Below are 20,844 nucleotides of genomic sequence, written 5' to 3'. Positions count from 1 at the left end.
GTCAGGTCGTCCACGTCCAGACGGCCGGGGGACGTCCGCCGCGAGCGCCGGTCGCCGACGGTTCCGGCACACGCTCGAGCGCCGGGTTCGTCCGCAGCGCCCGGTTGAGGTTGCCGGGGTCCGGGGCGGCGCCGTACAGCGCTGCCTGCAGCCGGGACGCGTCCGCCGTCGTGAACCGCGGCCCCAGGAGTGCGCGGGTCAGCGGCAGGTCGCGCCACAGCCGGGTGCGCACGTCGTCGACGGCGGCCCGGATGATCCGGTCGTGGTCGAACGGGAGGCTCGGCTCACCCCCGGTGGGGTCGCGCCAGACCGGCGAGGGGTCACCGGCAGGGCCGCCGGTCGCCCCGCGCGGCACCGTCGCGTCGGCACCCGAGACGCCCGAGACATCCGAGGCGTCCGCGACGTCCACCACGGCGACGAACGCGATGCTGATCGCCGCACTGCGCGGGTCGCGGTCGGGTCCGTCGAACGCCCCGATCTGCGCGAGGTGCCGGACCGCCGGCCGGCCGATCCCGGTCTTGGTCTCGAGTGCGCGCCGTGCTCCGTCCACCAGGAGTTCCGTGGGCTGCAGGAGCACGCCGGGGAGAGCCTCCTGGCCGGCGTACGGGTCGTACAGCCGACGCGCGGTGGCGACCCGCAGCCCGCCGCCCGTCGTGAACGACATCGGGACGACGTCGATCGCGATGAGCGGCTGGTCGCGGGTCGCCGACGGGTCGGTCACGCCGACGCCGCCGCCCGTCGTGCCGCGCGCTCCGTGCGCTCGCGCCGGAGCGTCGCCCGGACGTCCGCGAACGACTGGTGCACGAGGAACCGGCCGTCGACCCAGACGGGCTGCAGGAGGCTCGTGTCCTCGTCCGCGGCGCTCGCCTGGTCGGTCTGGCGGATCTCGCCGGTCTCGTCGCGGTGCAGGGCGATGCGGCCCTTCGCGCTCTTCTTGCCGCTGCCGGTCTTCGGGTCCTTCTGGATGTCGACGGGTTCGCCGTCCACCAGGGCCCAGGTCGCCTTGACCGCGCTGCCGAGGTTGTCGCGGGTCATGTACTGGTACGTGTACGACCCGATGCCGAGCACGATGTTGTCGCTCGAGTAGCCCTTGGCGGCCAGGCGTTCGTAGATGCGGCGGGCTCGGTCGAGGGTGATGCTGTCGCCGTAGATGACACCGATGTGCTGGTCGAGGACCTTGAAGCCCTGCGCGTTGACGGTGTGACCGAACAGCTCGTCGAGCAGCTCGACGACGCCCTTCTCCTCGTGGCTGCGCGCCGGGTCGGTCAGGGCGGCCTCGTCGACGTCGTGCACGGTGCCGGTGACGATGTCGACCGGGTCGCCGGAGTCCGGGCGGATGACGAGCTTGCCGTCGCGGGCCGTGATGCGGTCCTTGAGCTGGGGGAGCGTCTCGGTGAGGACCTTGAACAGGTCGAAGCCGTCGCTGACTGCCGAGACGATGCCCGTCGGGTAGACGTCGAGGATCTGTGCGAAGGTCGCGAGCTCGCCCTCGGCCCCGCGCACGCACATCACGCTGTGCTCGGTGGCGGGGACGCTCGCGGCGACCATCCCGTTCTCGCCCGGGTAGTACCGGTCCACGAAGTCGAGCGTCGGCATCGAGTCGGTGCCGAGGAACGACAGCAGGTGTCCGGCGCCGCCGGCGGCAGCGGACTCGATGCTCGACTGCCCGCGGAACGAGAAGTCGTGCGCCGCGAAGTCGATGCCCTCGGGGACGGCGCCGGTGCGGGCTGCCCAGTCCTCCATCAGGTCGCGGTACTCGAGCGCCTTCGTGGCGACGGTGGACGGGTGCCAGATCGACGCCGACAGCGCGGTCTCGATGTAGTTCGGCAGCCAGAAGAACTCGTCCACGGTGTTCTCGACGGTCAGGGTCGCGACGCCGATCGGGGCGAGGGTGCCCTCGGGGAGCGCCCGGATCGCGAGCGGCAGGTACCCGAGCCGGTGCAGGGCGCGGACGTGGTCGACGCCGATGTGGTTCGGGCCGAAGTACCCCTGCAGCGCCTGCTCGAACAGCTCGCAGACGAGGTCCTCGTCCGCTGTGAAGAACGGCGCCCAGGACTCGACGAGCGTGCGCTGGATGAAGGCCTGCAGTCCGAAGACGACGGCGTGGGTCGACTCGGGCATGTGCGCGTTCGAGCGGTTCGTCCAGTTGATCAGGATGCGGGTCGTGCCCTCGGGGTAGACCTGCCGGTGCGAGTGCTTGTAGCCGTCGACGGCGAGCAGCGGGGCGATGGGGCTCGGCGCGGTCATCCGGGGCGCGATGCCCGCGGTCGTCGTCGCGGTGGTGGCGGTGGTGGTCTGGTCGGTCATCGGATCTGCTCCGTCAGGAAGGGGGTGAGGGGGACGGTCACGAGGCCGGGGACCTCGGACTGCGCCGGGTAGGAGTCGGTGGTGACGATCTCGCCGAAGTGCTCCGCGAGCGCCGTGGCCCGGCCGGAGAAGACCCCGTGCGAGACCCAGAGGCCCAGGCGGTCCTTCCGGAGGCCCGTGGACCCGGCGAGGCCCATGAAGGTGCCGCCGCCGTCGCAGATGTCGTCGACCACCAGGAAGCGGCCGGTGTCTGGCAGTGGCTCGCAGCTGAAGCCGTCGAGCTTGCCGGTGTCCGGGTTGCGGTGCTTCTTGGCCTTGTACACGGGCAGGTCGCACGCCTCGGCGACGGCCGTGGCCCGGGCGACGGCACCCTTGTCCGGGGCGATGATGCCCTGGTAGCGCTGGTCGGTGCCGGGAGCGCCGACCACGGCGTCACGCACGACCCGCTCGCTGGTGACCACGGTCAGGTGCTCGATGAGCCCGACGATGACCGGCGAGTGCGGGTCGAACGCGATGACCTGGTCGATGCCGAAGCCGTTGATGACGTCGGCGTAGACCTTCGCCCCGAAGGGGATGCCGCGGTCCTGGCGGGCGCCGGGCAGGTAGGGGACGAGCGCGACGGACTTCGATCCCCGCTGCCGCACCGCGTCGGCCCACATGCCGAGCATCATCAGGTCGTCGCCGCTCGCGCCGCGGAGGGTCGCGATCTCGGTGAGCTCCGCCGCGTCGGCGTGGTCGTCCGCGACCTTGACGTGGGCTTCACCCGCGGGGAACCGCATCGTGGAGAACGTCGGTGTCGTCTGGGTGCCCCGGCTGTCCCGGGTGCTGAGTTCGACTGCCATGACCCGACCGTAGCACGGTACTTGTCAGTCTGACAAGAACTTGCTCAGTGTCGGTCGACCATCCGTCGCATCGCGCGGATCAGCAGCGGCCCCGGGAGGCGCAGGAGCGGACCCGGCACGACCGCCCGCACGCGGCGGAGTCCCGCGCTGACCCGGCGGAAGCGCCGCTCCTCGCGAGGGCCCCACGCGAAGCCGTACTGCGTGCGCACGGCGTCCGGCAGCAGTCCGACCGTGACGATCCGGACGAGGGGCATCGCGGCGCGGACCCAGAACGGTGCGAACCGCGGGTGCAGCAGGTCGCGGACGACCCCGCGGGCGTCGTCGGTCACGCGGAGGGTCGCCAGGGTGTGGTCCCAGTAGGCCTCGAAGGCGGCGACCGAGTCGGGCCATCGGTCCGCGGGCACCCGCAGCGCGATGCCGAGGGGCGCGTAGGCGTCGAGCATCCGCTGCGCCAGCTCGGCGGGCACCGGGGCACCGAAGGCCTCGTGCGCCCGGAGCGCCGAGTCGTAGAGCGTCGCCGCCACCCAGAGCTGCCGGTCGACGTCGTCCGCACCGGCCACCGGCACGTGCGCGTGGTTCACGAACGCGGCCGCCGTGGCGGCGTCGGACGGGGTGCCGAGCACCACCGCGTAGACGTACATCAGCGTGTGGGCGAGCCGCTGCTGCGGCCGCCGGGCGAAGTCGGAGTGCCGGCGGACGCCGGCGGCGACCACCGGGTCCGCGATCTGCAGCAGGATCGCGCGACCGCCGGCGACGACCGGCGTGCTGTCCGCGAGGACGTGGGCGAGGGCGCGGTCCCCGCCACGCGACGGACGGGAGGCTCGGTGCGCGTCCGGCACCGAGCCTCCCCCCACGGGCTCGGCCGTCACGGCGCTCCGCAAGCTCCGCGCCGCGCCGGAACCGGCCCGCGTGGGCCCAGTCTGGTCACTGCTCACGGCACCATCATGGCGTGCCGGAGGCAGGTCAGAGCGGCTTCGTACCGAGGTCGTTCCCGAGGTCGGGGCGCTCGGTGTCGTCGTCGTGCTCCCACAGGTCGGCCGAGGCCTCGCGCGGCGCGCCACCCGTGGGGCCGTCGTCGGTGCCGTCACCCGGCTGCGGCTCGACGGTCTCGCCGGCGACGGCGTCGTTCGTGACGGTCTCCAGGGACTCCTCGGTCTCGTCGACCTCGTACGGGCCGACGTGCTCCCGGTCGATGTCGTCGTCGCGGCGTACCTGGTCGTCTGCTGGGCTGATGCCGGGGTCGCTCATGGTGGTGCTCCTTCGGTGGATCGGGGTCAGGGAGGGGTCAGGCGTGCGCGGCCAGGCCGAGCTGCTCGGCGAGGCCCTTCTCGTCGGTGGCACCCCAGCGCTCGGCGATCTTGCCGTCGCGGAACTTCGACACCTGGATGCCGCGCACCGTGAACGCCTTGCCGGTGGCCTCGTGGCCCTGGAACGGACCGGTGTGCGTGCCACGGATGGTGAAGACGGCCGTGATGAAGTCGTCGGTGACGACGAGTGGGTCTGGCTCGAGCGACAGGTCCGGGAACGCCGTCGTGAAGTCCTGCCAGAACGCGACGATGCCCTCGAGCCCGGGGGCCTGGTCGGGGCCCGGGTCGTGGTCCACGACGTCCTCGGCCCACACCTCGGAGAACCGCTCGAACGCCCGCGCCTCCAGGATCTCGCCGAGTCGTTCCTGTGCCTGTTGGTTCTGTTCCGCGCTCATCCGCGCTCCTTCCGTGGGGGGTCCTTGTGTACGCCGCGTCACTGGTGGGGTGCCCAGGATGTCGAGCGTTCACCGGCACGTCACCAGGCGGACACGATGACCGTGCACACTCGCCTCTGCTCGGGGGAGTGGAGCGCGGTCGCCGCCGTCAGGTGGAGCGACCGCGCGTCCCCCCGTGGGCGTCGGCTCAGACGCGTTCGAGCAGCCCGCGTTCCTCGACGTCGGCCAGGGCGAGGGTCCGGTAGCCCGCCGAGTCGAAGAAGACCGTCAGGCGGTCGTCCTCCGTGCTCATCACCGTGCCGTGGCCCCACTGCGGGTGCTCCACCGCGGCGTCCGGCGGCCACTCGGCGTCGTGGCTGCCGTCGGCCGCGTGCGTCTGCTCGGCCGTGCCGGACGTGCAGGTGTCGCAGTTGCCGCAGGGCTCTGGCAGCTCGTCGCCGAAGTACCCGAGCAGGAACTGGCGTCGGCAGCTGTTCGTCTCGGCGAACTGCCGCATCATCGCGATCCTGGACTCCTCGATCTGCTCCCGCTCACGCGCCCGCTCCTTGGCGGCGGTGGCTGCCGCGTCGGCGCTCGCCGGGGCGTCGTCGGCGCGGGCGATGCCGTCGTGGCCGTCGACCAGGACGCCCGCCTCGATGAGGGCGTTCGCGGCGCGGCCGGCGGTGCGGGCGGCCGTGCCGGACGCGTCCGGCAGTGCCGAGCGGGCGATCGCGCCGTCGACGGGCACCGCGTCGAACACCGCGCGCAGCGACTTCGGCGCGGGGCTGCCGGCGGCGAAGAACCGGCGAAGGCCGAGGTCCTCGGCGCGGTAGTGCAGGGTCGCCAGGGCGGGGTCGCCGTCACGGCCGGCGCGGCCGACCTCCTGGTAGTAGGCGTCGACTGACTCGGGCACGTCGGCGTGCACGACGAAGCGGACGTCGGCCTTGTCGATGCCCATGCCGAACGCGCTCGTGGCGACGACGACCTCGATGGACCCGTCGTGGAAGCCGGCGAGGACGCGCTCGCGGTCCTTCACCCGGAGACCAGCGTGGTAGGGCTGAGCGACCCGTCCGCTCTCCACGAGCTCGTCCGCGTAGACGAGGGTCTCCGCGCGGGTGGCGACGTAGACGATGCCGACGCCGTCGAGCCCCGCGACCTGCTCGACGACGGCCTCGCGCTTGCCGTCCTCGTCCTCGTGGCGGCGCACCTCGAGCCGCAGCTCCGGTCGGTCGAACCCGGCGGCGAGCACCAGCGGGTCCCGCATGCCGAGGCGGGCGACGACGTCGTCCCGCACCGGGGAGGAGCCCGTCGCGGTGAGCGCGAGGACCGGCGGACGTCCGAGCCGCTCGATCGCCTCGCCGAGCCCGAGGTAGTCCGGGCGGAAGTCGTGGCCCCACGAGGAGACGCAGTGCGCCTCGTCGACGGCGACCAGGGCGACCCCGACCGCGCGGAGCCGCTCCTGCACGTCCTCCTTCGCCAGCTGCTCGGGTGCGAGGAACACGTAGCGGACCTCGCCCGCCGTGACCGCGTCCCACGCCTCGGTCAGGTCGCGGGAGCGCTTCGTGGCGTTCACCGTGACGGCCCGGGGCGCGTCGGGGTGCTCCGCGAGGCCGACCACCTGGTCCTCCTGCAGGGCGACGAGGGGCGAGACGACGAGCACGAGCGCGTCGAGCGCCAGACCGGCCACCTGGTAGGTGGCGGACTTGCCGGAACCGGTCGGCATCACGGCCAGGGCGTCGCGCCCGTCGAGGACGGCGTCGATGACCGTCTGCTGGTCCGGGCGGAGCTGCCAGCCGAAGACGTCGGCGGCCTGGGAGCGGAGTGCGTCGTGCATCGGTCCACCGTGCCGAGCGGCTGCTTGCGGTCAGCCCGGCGATGCGCGACGCGGCCACGGGTGCGCGACGCGGCCACGGGTGCGCGTCGTGGCCATCGGGTGGTCCGGGGTCGTCCTCCGCCGCTGCCGCAGCACCGCGCACCCGGCGTTCACCCGCCACCGCTAGGCTCGGTCCCGGCCGTTGTCTCGACATCGAGCGACCCTCGACGAAGAGTGCTGCGACCTGCGAAACCGATGCCGATCGCACGACACCGTGCGGGAAGAAGAACAGCGTGGATCTTTTCGAGTACCAGGCCAGGGACCTCTTCGAGTCCTACGGCGTCCCTGTGCTGCAGGGCATCATCGCCGACACCCCCGAGGAAGCGAGGGCGGCAGCCGAGCAGATCGGCGGCGTGGTCGTCGTCAAGGCGCAGGTGAAGGTCGGCGGCCGCGGCAAGGCCGGCGGCGTCAAGGTCGCGAAGACCCCCGACGAGGCCTTCGAGCACGCGCAGGCCATCCTCGGCCTCGACATCAAGGGCCACACCGTCCAGCGCGTCATGGTCGCGCAGGGTGCCGACATCGCCGAGGAGTTCTACTTCTCCGTGCTGCTGGACCGCGCGAACCGCTCCTACCTGTCGCTCGTCAGCGTGGAGGGCGGCATGGAGATCGAGCAGCTCGCGGTCGAGAAGCCCGAGGCGCTCGCCCGCGTCGAGGTCAACCCGCTGACGGGGATCAACCAGGAAGCGGGCGAGGCCATCGCGCGCCAGGCCGGCTTCCCCGACGAACTCGTCACGCAGGTCGCGAGCGTGTTCGTGAAGCTCTACGACGTCTTCGCCGGCGAGGACGCCACCCTCGTCGAGGTCAACCCCCTCGTCCGCACGGGCGACGGCCAGATCGTCGCGCTCGACGGCAAGGTCTCGCTCGACGAGAACGCCGACTTCCGGCACGAGAACCACAAGGCCCTCGAGGACACCGCCAGCGAGGACCCGCTCGAGGCCAAGGCGAAGGCCCACGGCCTCAACTACGTCAAGCTCGACGGCCAGGTCGGCGTCATCGGCAACGGCGCGGGGCTCGTCATGTCGACGCTCGACGTCGTCGCCTACGCCGGTGAGCGCCACGGCGGCGTGAAGCCCGCGAACTTCCTCGACATCGGTGGCGGCGCCTCCGCAGAGGTGATGGCCAACGGCCTCGACGTCATCCTCGGCGACCCCCAGGTGAAGAGCGTCTTCGTGAACGTCTTCGGCGGTATCACCGCCTGCGACGCCGTCGCGAACGGCATCGTCGCCGCGCTGGGCATCCTCGGCGACGCGGCCACCAAGCCGCTCGTCGTCCGCCTGGACGGCAACAACGTGGAAGAAGGCCGACGGATCCTGGCGGAGGCAGCGCACCCGCTCGTCACCGTCGCCGCGACCATGGACGACGCGGCCGAGAAGGCCGCCGAACTCGCCGCTGCCGCGGCCTGAAGGGACTGACCATGTCGATCTTCCTCACCAAGGACTCCAAGGTCATCGTCCAGGGCATCACCGGCGGCGAGGGCACCAAGCACACCGCCCTGATGCTCAAGGCCGGAACCCAGGTCGTCGGCGGCGTGAACGCCCGCAAGGCCGGCACGACCGTCACCCACGGCGACGTCGAGCTCCCCGTCTTCGGCTCGGTGCGCGAGGCCATCGACACCACCGGTGCCGACGTCTCGGTCGTCTTCGTCCCGCCGGCGTTCGCGAAGGACGCCGTCATGGAGGCCATCGACGCCGAGATCCCCCTCGTCGTCGTCATCACCGAGGGCATCCCCGTGCAGGACTCCGCCGAGTTCTGGGCACACGCCAAGGCCCTCGGCGAGAAGACCCGCATCATCGGGCCGAACTGCCCCGGCATCATCACCCCGGGGGAGTCGCTCGTCGGCATCACCCCGGCGACGATCACCGGCAAGGGCCCGATCGGCCTCGTGTCGAAGTCGGGCACCCTGACCTACCAGATGATGTACGAGCTGCGTGACCTGGGCTTCTCGACCGCCATCGGCATCGGCGGGGACCCGGTCGTCGGGACGACGCACATCGACGCGCTCGCCGCGTTCGAGGCCGACCCCGAGACCGAGGCCATCGTCATGATCGGCGAGATCGGCGGCGACGCCGAGGAGCGTGCGGCCGAGTACATCAAGGCGCACGTCACCAAGCCGGTCGTGGGCTACGTCGCGGGCTTCACCGCGCCGGAGGGCAAGACGATGGGCCACGCTGGCGCGATCGTGTCCGGTTCCGCCGGCACCGCCGAGGCGAAGAAGCAGGCGCTCGAGGCCGCCGGCGTCAAGGTCGGCAAGACGCCGTCCGAGACCGCGGCGCTGCTGCGCGAGGTGGTCGCCGCCAAGTAGCGGCGCGCGTCCCCACGGGGACTGCCGGGAGGCTCGGTGCCAGCTGGCACCGAGCCTCCCGTCGTTCCTGTGGCCGGACGCGCCGCGACCGCCCGGGTAGCGTCCTCGCCATGGGGATCAGGGTGCGTCGTCGTTCATGGTCGTTCGTCGGGGCACTTGCTGCCGCCGGTCTGGTGGTCGGTGGGGTGTTCGGTCTGGGACCAGGAGCCGACGCGCCTGCCGCCGCGGCTCCGGCAGCGCCGGGATGCGACTACTCGGCGAGCGGGAGCGGGAGGTACGCCGACACGCTCTGCTGGCTCGATCTGTCGTCCGTCGACCCCGCGGCCGTGGGGAGCCCGCAGCCGCTGCGCCTCGACCTGCCCGGCGGCTACCGGTTGGCCGCCACGATGACGGTGACCGGGTACCCGGTCGCCGCCAAGGCCTTCCCGACCTGGGGTGGCGCCTACCTCGGCACCCGAGGCCACTACACCGGTGTCGACCAGACGATCCGTCCGGCGCTGTACCAGGCGGACCGCACCGGGACCACCGGCCGTGCGACGACCACCGCGACGCTCGCCGACATCGCCGTGACGGACGCTGCCGGACAGTCGGTGCAAGGGTGGTCCCTCGTCGGAGCGGACGCCGAGTCCACCGCACGGGGTGAGTCGATCACGTGGACCTCGGACGCGCCGTTCACCTCGCTCACCACCCGGGCGGACGGCGGGGACGACCTCGGCAGCGCGTGCGGAGCCGGCTTCACCGGGATCGGCACGACGACGGTGTCCTGCACCGGCTCGGTCGACAGCCCCACCGGCACGGCGATCGTCGCGGCCGACACCCCGACGACCTTCACGCAGCGCATGGTCGGCGGTGGCCGCGAGGGGGTCGCGTTCGGCGTCCTCGTGTCCCGCGTGTCCGTCACGAAGCAGCTCGTCGGCGGGTTCGGCAGCGACGCGTTCTCCGTTGCCGTGTCCGATGCCGCCGGGCGACAGGTGGCGACGGCAGCGACCACGGGCAGCACCGACGGCTCCGCGACCACCGGTGACGTGACCGTGCTCGTGTCCGCCGACGGCAACCCGTTGACCTTCTCCGAGCGTCCGGTGGGGACGACCGACCCGAGCCGGTACGCAGCGCCGTCCTGGTCGTGCACGCGCACCGGCGGGAGCGGAGCGTTGCCCGAGGGCGACGACGTCGGCACGAGTGCTGCGATCCCGGTGGGTGTCGGCGACGCCGTGCGGTGCACGGTGACGAACACGGCGCTGCCCCCCGGCCTGACGCTGACGAAGCGGGCCGTCCCCGTCGACGCGGACGGCAACGGGCTGTTCGGTGCGGATGACGCCGTCGGCTGGACCTTCACGGCCACCAACGCCGGGCAGGTGCCGCTGACGTCGGTCGCCGTCGACGACCCCACCGCCGGCGCCGTCGTCTGTGAGTCGGACACGCTCGCCCCCGGGGACAGCACCACCTGCCGCACCACCACGCCCACCGCGGTGTCCGCCGCGGACGTGATCGCTGGTTCGGTCCGGAACACCGCGACGGCTTCCGCGATCGTCTCCGGCACGACGACCGGCGTGACGTCGGCCGCCGCGACCGCCGAGGTCTCCGTCGAGCAGCCCGCCGTGACGGTGGCGGCCGAGGAGCCGGCGACGCCTGCGGCGGGAGCGACGACCGTGGACGTCCCCGTGACCGTGACGAACCCCGGCGACGTGCCACTCGTCGACGTCCAGGTCGACGTCCCCGGAGTCACCCCGACCCCGGTGCCCGACCTGGCTCCTGGCGAGGACACGTCCGTGGTCGTCGCGGTGCCCGTCGACGAGCCACGGACGGTCGAGGTCGCGGTCGAAGCGACGCCCGACGGCGTGTTCGGTGCGTCGGACCCGGTGCAGGCGAGCGTTCAGGTGACCGTCCCCGCTGCCGTGCCGGTCCCCGGTGCCGGCACTCCGACTCCGACCGCCTCGCCGTCTCCGGCTCCGACCGCCTCGCCGTCTCCGGCTCGACCGTCCCCGACGGCGCAGCCCGGGGCGGTGCCGCCTGCTGGTGGCGGAGCGGCGGGTGGGCCTGACGGCAGCCTGGCGTTCACCGGCGCGTCCGGGCTCCCGCTGGCCGGAGGTGCGGCCCTGCTGTTCCTGCTGACCGGCGGGGGACTGCTGTCCGCGCGACGACTCCGCGCCCGACGATGAGGGGGCACGCACGGCGGCGGCGCCGGTGACTCCCGGGCACTCGCGCTGCTGACTCTCCACAGGAGCCGCGCGGCATCGCCGAGCTGCACCGCGGGGCACGTATCCTCGCTGCGATGAACCGCCTGGGAACCGCTCTGCTCGCCGCCGTCGAGGCGCTCGTGACGGTCGGCGTGGGCGTCGGCATCGCGCTGGTGCCGCTCACGCTGCTCTGGGGCTTCGAGTACGGCCTGCAGGTCGACTGGGACGTCTTCTGGAAGGCCGCGGGCAGCGTGTGGCTCGTCGGGCACGGTGTCGACGTGACGTTCGTGCTCGGGTCCACGGTCGCGAAGGCCTCCGGGGTGAGCGGTGCCTCGGCCCCGATCCCGGTGACGCTCGCAGCGCTCGGCTTCGCGGTCGTGACGGTCTGGCTCGGTGCCCGGGCCGGCCGACGCTTCGCCGAGACGGAGCACCGCGTGACCGGGGTGCTCGTCGGCACCGGTGCCGTGGCACTCCTCGGACTCGGACTGGCGCTGTCCTCGACCTCCGCCGCGACCCGGCCGAGCGTGTGGCAGGCCATCGTGTTCCCCGCGCTGTGGTTCGGCATCCCGGCGCTCGTCGCGGCCGAGGTCTGCCGCCGGCGCCGCGGGCTCGGCCCCGATCCCGTCACCGCCCGCGTGCTCGACCAGCTCGACCGCGTGCCGGCCGTCTGGCGTTCGATCGCCGGCTTCGGGCTCCGCGCCGGCACCACCGCCACCGCGTGCGTGGTCGCCGTCGCCGGGATCCTGGTCGGCTTCCTGCTCCTCGGGTCCTTCGCCGAGGTCATCACGCTCTACGAACGCTCGCACGCCGGACTCCTCGGCGGCATCGCGCTCACCGTCGGACAGCTCGCGTTCCTGCCGGACTTCGTCGGGTGGGCCACCGCGTGGCTCGTCGGCCCGGGCTTCGCCATCGGGACCGGGTCGAGCGTCTCGCCGATCGGCACGACCCTCGGCCCGATCCCCGGCCTGCCCGTCTTCGGCGCGCTTCCGGCGGCCGGTCACACCTTCGGACTGCTCTGGGTCCTCGTGCCGGTGCTCGCGGGCTTCGCGGCCGGCGGCCTCATGCGATCGCGGCTCGTCCGCGCGCTCGGGTCGGCCGACAGCGCCCTGCACCGTGCACTCGGAGGCGTGTCCACTGGCATCGTCGCCGGACTGCTGACGGGCGCGATCGCCTGGGTGTCGTCCGGGTCGTTCGGGCCCGGCCGCCTCGCGGACGTCGGACCCCACGCGCTGGTCGTCGGTGCCTTCGCCGCGCTCGAGGTCGGCGTGCCTGCGGTCGTCGCCCTCGCCGTCGGACAGGACCTCGTCCGGCTGCCGGAGCGCTCCTGGACCCGGGAGCGCTGGCACGAGAGCGACGAGCCGGTCGACCAGCCGTCGGAGGGCTCGCTCCTCGACGCCCTCGAGCGTGCCGGGGCCGGGCGCACCACCGACGTGCACCGCTTCGTGGTCGAGGAGGCGCACCACCCGGTGGGCCGGACGACCGCAGCCGAGCCAGACACGAACACGAACACGGACACGGACAGGGTCACGGACACGGACCACCACGTCGAGCTGCCGGACTGGGCGCGGACCGGCGGCGTCGCCGACGTGCCGGCGGACACGGCCGAGCGCGCCGGGGGCATGCGTGACCGGCTCCGCGGCGCAGCCGACGGTGTGCGCGACCGTGCCGGCGGGCTCAAGCAGCGCGCGGGCGGGCTGCGCCAGCGGGCGGACGGCCTCGTGCAGCGCGCCGACGGACTGAAGAGCCGGGCGAGTGACCTGCGCGAGCGTGCCGGTGGCCTGCGTGACCGCGTCACCGGAGCCGATGCCGATCGCGTGGACACGACCCCGGACGACCGCCCGGACCGACACCGCCCCGAGTCGCCCGAGGCCGCAGGGGCCCGTGACCAGCAGCCCGCGTTCCCCTGGAGCACCGAGGAGTTCGTCGCCGGACGCGACGACGTCGACGAGCCGCCGGCGACCCCGGCGCCCCGGACGACCTCGGCGGCACCGACCGCGTCGACGACCCCGCCGAAGCGCTGGGACCAGACCGACCAGGTCCCCGAGGACGAGCTGCCCTGGTGGCGCCGTCCACAGAGCGACCGCTGACGGCGTCGCACGGCGCACCCCGCCGCTAGGCTGGTGGACGTGCTCGAACTGGTCGTCCTGATCTCCGGTACCGGCTCGAACCTCCGGGCCCTGCTCGAGGCGACCCGGCACGCCGACTACCCTGCCCGCGTCGTCGCGATCGGTGCCGACCGCGACGCCGACGGACTAAGCCTCGGCGAGGAGTACTCGATCCCCACGTTCTCGGTGCCGTTCGCGCGCTACGACTCCCGCGCTGCGTGGGGCCAGGCACTCGCCGAGCAGATCCGGCCCTGGTCGCCCGACCTCCTCGTGCTCTCGGGCCTGATGCGCCTGCTGCCGCCGTCGGTCGTGTCCGAGTTCGGCCCCGGGATCATCAACACCCACCCCGCGTACCTGCCCGAGTTCCCCGGCGCGCACGGTGTCCGCGACGCCCTCGCCGCCGGGGTCACCGAGACCGGCGCCAGCGTCATCAAGGTCGACGACGGCGTCGACAGCGGGCCGATCCTGGCGCAGGAGCGCGTGCCGGTGCTGCCGGGCGACTCCGAGTCGACGCTGCACGACCGCATCAAGCCGGTCGAACGCCGACTCCTCATCCAGACCATCCGCGACATCGCCACCGGCACCACCGACCTGAAGGGCACCACGAGCGCATGAGCGTGCACGCAGCCGACCCCAGCCTCTACCGCGACCGGGACGTCGTCGCCGTGCGGCGTGCCCTCATCTCCGTGAGCGACAAGTCCGGCCTGCTCGAGCTCGCCGGCGCCCTCGCCGACAGCGGCGTGGAGCTCGTGTCGACCGGGTCCACCGCGCAGACGATCCGCGACGCCGGGTACGCCGTCACCGACGTGGCGAGCGTGACCGGGTTCCCGGAGTCGCTCGACGGCCGCGTGAAGACCCTGCACCCCGCCGTGCACGCGGGGCTCCTCGCCGACCTGCGGCTGGAGTCGCACGAGCAGCAGCTCGCCGACCTCGGCATCGCGGCGTTCGAGCTCGTCGTGGTCAACCTGTACCCATTCGTCGAGACGGTCGCCTCCGGCGCCGACACCGCGACGGTCGTCGAGAACGTCGACATCGGCGGTCCGGCGATGGTCCGCGCGTCGGCGAAGAACCACCCCAACGTCGCGATCGTCGTGTCGCCGTCGTCCTACGCCGAGGTGGTGGAGGCCGTCCGTGCCGGCGGCACCTCGCTCGCGCTCCGCAAGCGCCTCGCGGCCCAGGCCTTCGCGCACACGGCCGCCTACGACACCGCGGTGGCGTCGTACTTCGCGTCGGACGTGGTCGATGCCGAGCCGGTCGGACACGACCTCGAGACCCCGGGCACGTTCGAGTCGCACCTGTCGTTCGGCGCGGACCTCGCGGCGACGCTCCGCTACGGCGAGAACGCCCACCAGGCCGCTGCGCTCTACACGCAGGCCGGCGGCGCGGGCATCGCGCAGGCGACGCAGCTGCACGGCAAGGAGATGTCGTACAACAACTACGTCGACGCCGACGCGGCGGTCCGTGCCGCGTTCGACTTCAGCGAGCCGGCGGTGGCGATCATCAAGCACGCCAACCCCTGCGGCATCGCGGTGGGGGCCGCTGACGCGGTCGACCCGATCGCCTCCGCACACGCTGCCGCACACGCCTGCGACCCGCTGTCCGCGTTCGGCGGGGTCATCGCCGCCAACCGTCCCGTCACCGTGGCGATGGCCGAGACCGTGAAGGACATCTTCACGGAGGTCGTCGTCGCACCGGGCTTCGACCCCGAGGCGCTCGAGATCCTGTCGCGGAAGAAGAACATCCGCCTGCTCACGCTGCCCGCCGACTTCGCGCTGGCCCCGCGCGAGGTCAAGCAGATCTCCGGCGGCTTCCTCGTGCAGGACGCCGACCGCTTCACCGCCTTCGACCAGTCGACGTGGGACCTGGTCGCGGGGGAGCCCGCCGACGACGCAACCCTGGCCGACCTGGCCTTCGCGTGGAAGGCATCGCGCGCGGTGAAGTCGAACGGGATCCTGCTGGCGAACGCCGGCGCGAGCGTCGGTGTCGGCATGGGCCAGGTCAACCGCGTCGACTCGTGCCACCTCGCCGTGAACCGGGCCGGTGACCGCGCCGCCGGGTCCGTCGCGGCGTCGGACGCGTTCTTCCCGTTCGCGGACGGCCTGCAGGTGCTGCTCGACGCCGGGGTCCGCGCGGTCGCCCAGCCCGGTGGCAGCGTCCGCGACGAGGAAGTGATCGCCGCGGCCACGGCTGCCGGCGTCACGATGTACTTCACCGGGGAGCGCCACTTCTTCCACTGAAGTGAACAAATCGCGGCACCCCATTGCGCTGCGGAGTCCCTCTGAATATCCTGTAAGGCTCCGCGACAGCACCGCCGACGGCCCCCAGGGGTCGGTGGCACCGCGGACACAACGGTGACGATGACGACGACTGGAGTGACGATGGACGACATGACCCGAACCGAGGCGACGCCCGCCCGTGCAGGTCTGGCGTCCACCGTGGGGACCACTCCCGCACGTGGGACCACTCCCGCGCCGCGACGACGAGTGGCGGCCGCCGTCTAGTCAGGCCGTTCCCACGGCCGCGCGTCGCTGCAACCACGACGACGCGAACCACCCGCTGGATCCCCGAGGGACGACGAGTCCCCCGGTGCCCTCCGGCCCGACCGACGTCACCCAGGTGGCGGCGGAGGCGCGACCACGCGCCCGGCCGATGATGACCACGCAACGCACACCGAGCCTCCAGGCCGGTGCCGGACCGGTGACGCCCCCGACAGGGCGGCGCTCGGACGGCCCGACCCCGAGTACCCGGCTGACGCATGAGGACGCAACGCATGTCCAAGTCGCCCACCACGGCGCGCCCGTCCACCTTCCGCGCGATCGCGCGGATCCACCCCTACGTGAAGCCCTACCAGGGCCGCATCATCGCCGGCATGGCCGCCGCGATGGGTGCCTCCCTCGTGGCGCTCGCCATCCCCTACGTGCTGCAGTGGCTCGTCGACGGCCCGATGTCGTCGAAGGACTCGTCGCAGATCTGGCCCGCCGGGCTCGGTGTGCTCGCCCTCGGTGTGCTGGAGGCCTTCTTCATCGCCTCGCGCCGCCGCCTGGTGATGCGTCCGTCCACCCGCATCGAGACCAGCATGCGGAACTCGCTGTACGCCAAGCTGCAGGACCTGCCGGTCGCGTTCCACGACCGGTGGGAGTCGGGGCAGCTGCTGTCCCGGTCCGTGTCCGACCTGTCCCTGATCCGCCGGTGGCTGGCGTTCGGCGTCGTGCTGCTCGTCGTGAACCTCGTGACGATCGTCGTCGGGTTCGTCGTGCTGTTCACCTTCGGGTGGCTGCTCGGCCTGATCTTCCTGATCGCGTCGATCCCGCTGTGGATCAACGGGCTGCTGTTCGAACGTCGGTACTCCGTCGTCGCGCGCCGCAGCCAGGACCAGGTCGGTGACCTCGCGACGAGCGTCGAGCAGTCGGTGCACGGCATCCGCGTGCTCAAGGCGTTCGGTCGTGGCGGCTACAAGCTCGAGGAGTTCAGCGAGCAGGCCGAGGCCCTCCGCGGCACCGAGATCAAGAAGGCGAAGGCCGTCGCGAGCATCTGGCTGTGGCTGCTGCTCGTGCCGGACGTCGCGTTCGCGCTCTGCCTGCTCGCCGGCATCTGGCTGGCGTCGCAGGGGGAGATGACCGTCGGACAGCTGTTCGCGTTCTTCGCCACCGCGACCGTGCTCCGCTTCCCGATCGAGTCGATCGGCTTCCTGCTGTCGATGACGTTCGACACGCGCACCGCGGTCGACCGCTTCTTCGAGGTCATGGACTCCGAGAACACGATCACGGACCCCGAACACCCGAAGACGATCGCTGAGCCCCACGGGGCGCTCGCCTTCAACGGCGTGCACTTCCGCTACCAGGACTCGGCGGCGCAGTACCCGGACCTCATCAACGGGGTCGAACTGCGGCTCGAGCCCGGCGAGACCATGGCGCTGGTCGGTCTCACCGGCTGCGGCAAGACCACGCTGCTCTCGCTCGTGCCCCGGCTGTACGACGTCACCGGCGGTTCGGTCACGATCGACGGCGTCGACATCCGCGACCTGACCCGCGAGGAACTGCGACGCCACGTCGGCGTCGCGTTCGAGGACGCCACCCTGTTCTCGACGACCGTGCGGCAGAACGTGCTGCTCGGTCGCCCGGACGTGACGGGTGACGAGGCAGAGGCGCTCATGCGCGAGGCGCTCGACATCGCGCAGGCGTCCTTCGTGGACGACCTGCCCGAGGGCGTCGACACCCGCGTCGGGGAAGAGGGGCTGTCCCTCTCCGGCGGGCAGCGGCAGCGCCTGGCGCTCGCCCGCGCGATCGCGGCGCGGCCGTCGGTGCTCGTCCTCGACGACCCGCTGTCGGCGCTCGACGTCGACACCGAGGCGCGGGTCGAGGCCGGGCTCCGCCGGGTCCTCGCCGAGACCACGTCGCTCATCGTGGCGCACCGTCCGTCGACGGTGACGCTCGCGGACCGCGTCGCGCTCATGGAGAACGGCGTCATCACCGCCGTCGGCACCCACTCGGAGCTGATGGCCACGAACGACCACTACCGCTACGTCATCTCGTCACTCGACGACGACGACGCGACCGCACGAGAGGAGGCGATGGCATGAGCCAGCAGACTGATCAGAACCTGCCTGGAGGCACGGCCGCCGTTGACGACACGGCTGAGGCCTCGCAGACTTCCGCACCGGTGACCGCATCCATCACCACCCTGGGTGTGCGCGGCGAGGAGCGCGAGGACTTCACCAAGGCCGAGAGCAAGCGCCTGCGGCGCCGGTCCCTCGCCCTGCTCGGGTCCCTCGCGGCACCGTTGAAGATGCGCCTGGTCCTGCTCGGGGTCGTCGTGGTCATCTCGACCGCGGGCACCGTCGCCGGTCCTGCCCTCATCGCGTGGGGCATCGACAACGCCCTGCCGGCGGTCCTCGACCAGAACGACTGGGTCCCGGCGTTCGCGGTCGTGTCGACGTACATCGTCGTCGCGGTCCTCGGTGCCGTCCTGACCGCGTGGTACACCGTGCTCGCGGCCAGGATCAGCCAGGCGATCCTGTTCGACCTGCGCAAGCGGGTGTTCCTGCACACGCAGCGGCTGTCGCTGGAGTTCCACGAGACGTACACGTCCGGGCGGATCATCTCGCGCCAGACGAGCGACCTCGACTCCATCCGCGAGCTGCTCGACTCCGGCCTGAACCAGCTCATCCAGGGCGTGCTCTACATGGCGTTCACCGCGGTGGCGCTCGTGGTGCTCGACCCGACCTCGGGCCTGGTGCTCGCGGTGTCCCTCGTGCCGCTGTGGTTCCTGATCCGCTGGTTCCAGACGAACTCGCAGACGCTGTTCCGTGCCACCCGGGTGGCCTCGGCGCGCGTCATCGTGCACTTCGTCGAGACCATGACGGGCATCCGCGCGGTGCAGGCCTTCCGCAAGGAGTCCCGCAACCGGGACGAGTACGGCGGGTTCGTCGAGGACTACCGGGTCTCGAACACGAAGGTGTTCAACCTGTTCGGGACCTTCGACCCGGTGCTCGTGCTCATCGGCAACGCCACGCTCGCCGCGGTCGTCATCGTCGGCGGCTTCCGGGTCGTCGGCGGGACGCTCGAGGTCGGTGCGCTGCTCGCGGTCGCGCTGTACGCCAAGCGCTTCTTCGACCCGGCGCAGGAGCTCGCGATGTTCTACAACGGGTACCAGTCGGCCTCGGCTGCGATGGAGAAGATCTCCGGCGTGCTCGAGGAACGGCCGAGCGTGCCGGACCCCGCGAAGCCGACCAAGCTGGCCGATGCCCGCGGCAAGATGGACTTCGACGACGTCGTGTTCGCCTACAACCAGGGCAAGGTCGTGCTGCCGGCGTTCGACCTGCACATCCCGTCCGGGCAGACGATCGCGCTGGTCGGGTCGACGGGTGCGGGCAAGTCGACGCTCGCCAAGCTCATGGCGCGCTTCTACGACCCGACCCAGGGCTCAGTGAAGCTCGACGGCGTGGACCTGCGCGACCTCGACACGAAGGACATGCGCCGCGCGATCGTCATGGTCACGCAGGAGGCCTACTTGTTCTCCGGCACCGTGGCGGACAACATCGCGCTCGGCAAGCCCGGTGCGTCGCGCTCCGAGATCGAGGCCTCGGCCAAGGCCGTGGGCGCGCACGAGTTCATCATGGCGCTGCCCGACGGGTACGACACCGACGTGAACAAGCGCGGCGGTCGTGTCTCTGCGGGTCAGCGGCAGTTGCTCTCGTTCGCGCGGGCGTTCATCGCGGACCCGAAGGTGCTCATCCTCGACGAGGCGACGGCGTCGCTCGACATCCCGTCGGAGCGCCTGGTGCAGGAGGGCCTCGAGACCCTGCTCGCCGACCGCACCGCCGTGATCATCGCGCACCGGCTGTCCACCGTCGCGATCGCCCACCGGGTGCTCGTGATGGAGAACGGCATGATCGTCGAGGACGGCACCCCGGCCGACCTCATCGCGGGCACGGGGCGCTTCGCCCAGCTGCACGCGGCCTGGCGCGACTCGCTCGTGTAGGTCGCCCCGTGGTCCCTCGAGGATCGCGCCCCGCACCACACATCGCGCCCCGTCTCGACGGGGCGCGATGTGCGTCCGGGGGCGCGAAGCCCGCCTCCGCGCGTGGTTGAGTTGTGCCCATGAGTGACGACAGCCCGCAGCCCGGCGGTGTGGCCCTCCGGGACCCGTTCATCGGCGCACCCTTCACCGAGGCGCTCCGACGCTTCTGGCGGAAGTACACCGTGTTCACCGGACGGGCATCCCGCTCGGAGTTCTGGTGGTGGTGGATCACGTCGCTGGGGATCGGCCTGGTGCTGCAGCTCGTGCCGCAGGCGTTCACCCCGGACAGCCCGCTCCTTGAGAACCCGGTCGGGTCCTACCTGTTCGTGCTGTGGGTCGTGGTGACGCTGGTCGGGTCCCTCGCGCTCGGTGCCCGCCGGCTGCACGACACGAACCGCTCGGGCTTCTGGCAGTTCCTGCACGTGGTGCCCGGCATCGGGTCGATCGTGCTGTTCGTGATGTGCCTGCTGCCGTCGAACCCGAAGGGCACCCGCTTCGACGCCTGACGCCCGTGCAACGCAAGAACGCCGCCCCCGTGATCGGGGCGGCGTTCTCGTGTGTGGTGCTGCGTGCGGGTTGAACCCGCGGGGGTGTTACTTGATCTGGGCGGTGATGGTGGCGGTCCCGACGAGGAGGCCGGCCTTGACGGCGTCGGTCTTGAAGGTGCTGTTGAGCAGCTTCGCGGCGTCGGCGGAGACGTGGACGGTGGTGCCGGTCAGGATCGCGTTGTCGCCCTCGAGCTGGAGGGGCTTGAGCGAGCCGCCGTGGAGGGAGAACAGGTACGCGTTCGGGGCTGCGACCTCACCGTTGACGAGGACGTCGCCGTAGAGCTTGGAGGAGCCGGGGTTCACGACGAAGTTCTCCAGCGTCACGGTGGTGTCGCCGGCCTTGAGGGTCAGGCCGGAGTCGTCGTGGTTCAGCAGGCCCTGGACGTAGGGGCGGTAGTTGCCGTCCGGGCTCCAGTAGGTGACCGAGCCGGAGGTGATCGGGAACGACACGGCACCGTCGGCGAGCTTGGCGTCGCCGGACACGCCGGGG

General features: G+C 72.1%; 16 protein-coding genes and 1 pseudogene. 9 read left to right on the top strand and 8 right to left on the bottom strand.

The genetic code is table 11. The features are described from left to right. Position 1: 1 nt before the first annotated feature. The 7 genes from BIU98_RS12700 to BIU98_RS12670 all read right to left on the bottom strand — a co-directional run bounded on the left by BIU98_RS12700 (position 2) and on the right by BIU98_RS12670 (position 6,664). Positions 2 to 721 carry an NUDIX hydrolase gene (locus BIU98_RS12700; RefSeq protein ID WP_083393228.1) on the bottom strand — a complete coding sequence of 240 codons (720 nt, stop codon included), beginning with the start codon at positions 719 to 721 and terminating at the stop codon, positions 2 to 4. Further along, entirely contained in the window at positions 718 to 2,307 is a 1,590-nt protein-coding gene (locus BIU98_RS12695; protein WP_083393227.1) for a nicotinate phosphoribosyltransferase, read from the bottom strand. Before BIU98_RS12695 ends, BIU98_RS12700 begins: the two co-directional genes overlap by 4 nt. After that, a complete protein-coding gene (locus BIU98_RS12690; RefSeq protein ID WP_071276580.1) occupies positions 2,304 to 3,149 on the bottom strand; it encodes a hypothetical protein in 846 nt (281 codons plus the stop codon). Before BIU98_RS12690 ends, BIU98_RS12695 begins: the two co-directional genes overlap by 4 nt. Before the next feature lie 44 nt (positions 3,150 to 3,193). Next, positions 3,194 to 4,084 carry an oxygenase MpaB family protein gene (locus tag BIU98_RS12685; RefSeq protein WP_175481360.1) on the bottom strand — a complete coding sequence of 297 codons (891 nt, stop codon included), beginning with the start codon at positions 4,082 to 4,084 and terminating at the stop codon, positions 3,194 to 3,196. A gap of 28 nt (positions 4,085 to 4,112) precedes the next feature. Next, positions 4,113 to 4,397, bottom strand: coding sequence for a hypothetical protein (locus BIU98_RS19505; protein ID WP_071276578.1), 285 nt, complete (start codon positions 4,395 to 4,397; stop codon positions 4,113 to 4,115). A gap of 37 nt (positions 4,398 to 4,434) precedes the next feature. Further along, a complete protein-coding gene (locus BIU98_RS12675; protein ID WP_071276576.1) occupies positions 4,435 to 4,851 on the bottom strand; it encodes an ester cyclase in 417 nt (138 codons plus the stop codon). 187 nt (positions 4,852 to 5,038) lie between these two features. Next, a complete protein-coding gene (locus tag BIU98_RS12670) occupies positions 5,039 to 6,664 on the bottom strand; it encodes an ATP-dependent DNA helicase RecQ (protein ID WP_071276574.1) in 1,626 nt (541 codons plus the stop codon). A 272-nt stretch (positions 6,665 to 6,936) separates the two neighbouring features. On the opposite strand from BIU98_RS12670, the gene sucC reads away from it, so the two are divergent. The 9 genes from sucC (at position 6,937) to BIU98_RS12625 (ending at position 20,312) form a co-directional block, all read left to right on the top strand. Beyond that, positions 6,937 to 8,106 carry an ADP-forming succinate--CoA ligase subunit beta gene (gene sucC / locus BIU98_RS12665; RefSeq protein ID WP_071276572.1) on the top strand — a complete coding sequence of 390 codons (1,170 nt, stop codon included), beginning with the start codon at positions 6,937 to 6,939 and terminating at the stop codon, positions 8,104 to 8,106. Between the two features lie 11 nt (positions 8,107 to 8,117). Next, entirely contained in the window at positions 8,118 to 9,005 is an 888-nt protein-coding gene (gene sucD, locus BIU98_RS12660; RefSeq protein ID WP_071276570.1) for a succinate--CoA ligase subunit alpha, read from the top strand. Positions 9,006 to 9,115: 110 nt separating this feature from the next. Further along, the gene (locus BIU98_RS12655; protein WP_139200722.1) at positions 9,116 to 11,164 is read left to right on the top strand and encodes a CshA/CshB family fibrillar adhesin-related protein; all 2,049 of its coding nucleotides are present in this window, start codon (positions 9,116 to 9,118) and stop codon (positions 11,162 to 11,164) included. A gap of 113 nt (positions 11,165 to 11,277) precedes the next feature. Then, positions 11,278 to 13,269: a DUF6350 family protein gene (locus BIU98_RS12650; protein WP_071276566.1), complete on the top strand. Its 1,992-nt coding sequence runs from the start codon at positions 11,278 to 11,280 to the stop codon at positions 13,267 to 13,269. Between the two features lie 39 nt (positions 13,270 to 13,308). Then, positions 13,309 to 13,902, top strand: a complete 594-nt coding sequence (gene purN, locus BIU98_RS12645) for a phosphoribosylglycinamide formyltransferase (protein WP_071277049.1) — start codon at positions 13,309 to 13,311, stop codon at positions 13,900 to 13,902. After that, positions 13,899 to 15,524, top strand: coding sequence for a bifunctional phosphoribosylaminoimidazolecarboxamide formyltransferase/IMP cyclohydrolase (gene purH / locus BIU98_RS12640; protein ID WP_071276564.1), 1,626 nt, complete (start codon positions 13,899 to 13,901; stop codon positions 15,522 to 15,524). The genes purN and purH overlap by 4 nt, the downstream gene beginning before the upstream one ends. Before the next feature lie 533 nt (positions 15,525 to 16,057). After that, positions 16,058 to 17,866, top strand: a complete 1,809-nt coding sequence (locus BIU98_RS12635) for an ABC transporter ATP-binding protein (protein WP_071276562.1) — start codon at positions 16,058 to 16,060, stop codon at positions 17,864 to 17,866. A 92-nt stretch (positions 17,867 to 17,958) separates the two neighbouring features. Beyond that, positions 17,959 to 19,767 (top strand): ABC transporter ATP-binding protein, encoded by a 1,809-nt coding sequence (locus BIU98_RS12630; RefSeq protein WP_071277047.1) that lies wholly within the window; start codon positions 17,959 to 17,961, stop codon positions 19,765 to 19,767. 119 nt (positions 19,768 to 19,886) lie between these two features. Beyond that, positions 19,887 to 20,312, top strand: a complete 426-nt coding sequence (locus BIU98_RS12625) for a DUF805 domain-containing protein (RefSeq protein ID WP_071276560.1) — start codon at positions 19,887 to 19,889, stop codon at positions 20,310 to 20,312. 87 nt (positions 20,313 to 20,399) lie between these two features. Here the strand turns inward: BIU98_RS12625 and BIU98_RS19500 are convergent. Beyond that, positions 20,400 to 20,844, bottom strand: a pseudogene (locus BIU98_RS19500) (hypothetical protein); the annotation flags it as partial.

The sequence above is a fragment of the Curtobacterium sp. MMLR14_010 genome (genome assembly GCF_001865015.1).
Taxonomy (GTDB): Bacteria; Actinomycetota; Actinomycetes; order Actinomycetales; family Microbacteriaceae; genus Curtobacterium.
This window is presented reverse-complemented; position numbering and strand designations above follow the sequence as displayed.

Excerpts from the sequence above, each read along its gene's own strand:
- BIU98_RS12690 (WP_071276580.1), bottom strand. The coding sequence starts at position 3,149 with ATGGCAGTCGAACTCAGCACCCGGGACAGCCGGGGCACCCAGACGACA.
- BIU98_RS12625 (WP_071276560.1), top strand. The coding sequence starts at position 19,887 with ATGAGTGACGACAGCCCGCAGCCCGGCGGTGTGGCCCTCCGGGACCCG.
- BIU98_RS12670 (WP_071276574.1), bottom strand. The coding sequence starts at position 6,664 with ATGCACGACGCACTCCGCTCCCAGGCCGCCGACGTCTTCGGCTGGCAG.
- BIU98_RS12675 (WP_071276576.1), bottom strand. The coding sequence starts at position 4,851 with ATGAGCGCGGAACAGAACCAACAGGCACAGGAACGACTCGGCGAGATC.
- purH (WP_071276564.1), top strand. The coding sequence starts at position 13,899 with ATGAGCGTGCACGCAGCCGACCCCAGCCTCTACCGCGACCGGGACGTC.
- BIU98_RS12695 (WP_083393227.1), bottom strand. The coding sequence starts at position 2,307 with ATGACCGACCAGACCACCACCGCCACCACCGCGACGACGACCGCGGGC.
- BIU98_RS12650 (WP_071276566.1), top strand. The coding sequence starts at position 11,278 with ATGAACCGCCTGGGAACCGCTCTGCTCGCCGCCGTCGAGGCGCTCGTG.
- BIU98_RS12635 (WP_071276562.1), top strand. The coding sequence starts at position 16,058 with ATGTCCAAGTCGCCCACCACGGCGCGCCCGTCCACCTTCCGCGCGATC.
- sucD (WP_071276570.1), top strand. The coding sequence starts at position 8,118 with ATGTCGATCTTCCTCACCAAGGACTCCAAGGTCATCGTCCAGGGCATC.
- BIU98_RS12655 (WP_139200722.1), top strand. The coding sequence starts at position 9,116 with ATGGGGATCAGGGTGCGTCGTCGTTCATGGTCGTTCGTCGGGGCACTT.
- BIU98_RS19505 (WP_071276578.1), bottom strand. The coding sequence starts at position 4,397 with ATGAGCGACCCCGGCATCAGCCCAGCAGACGACCAGGTACGCCGCGAC.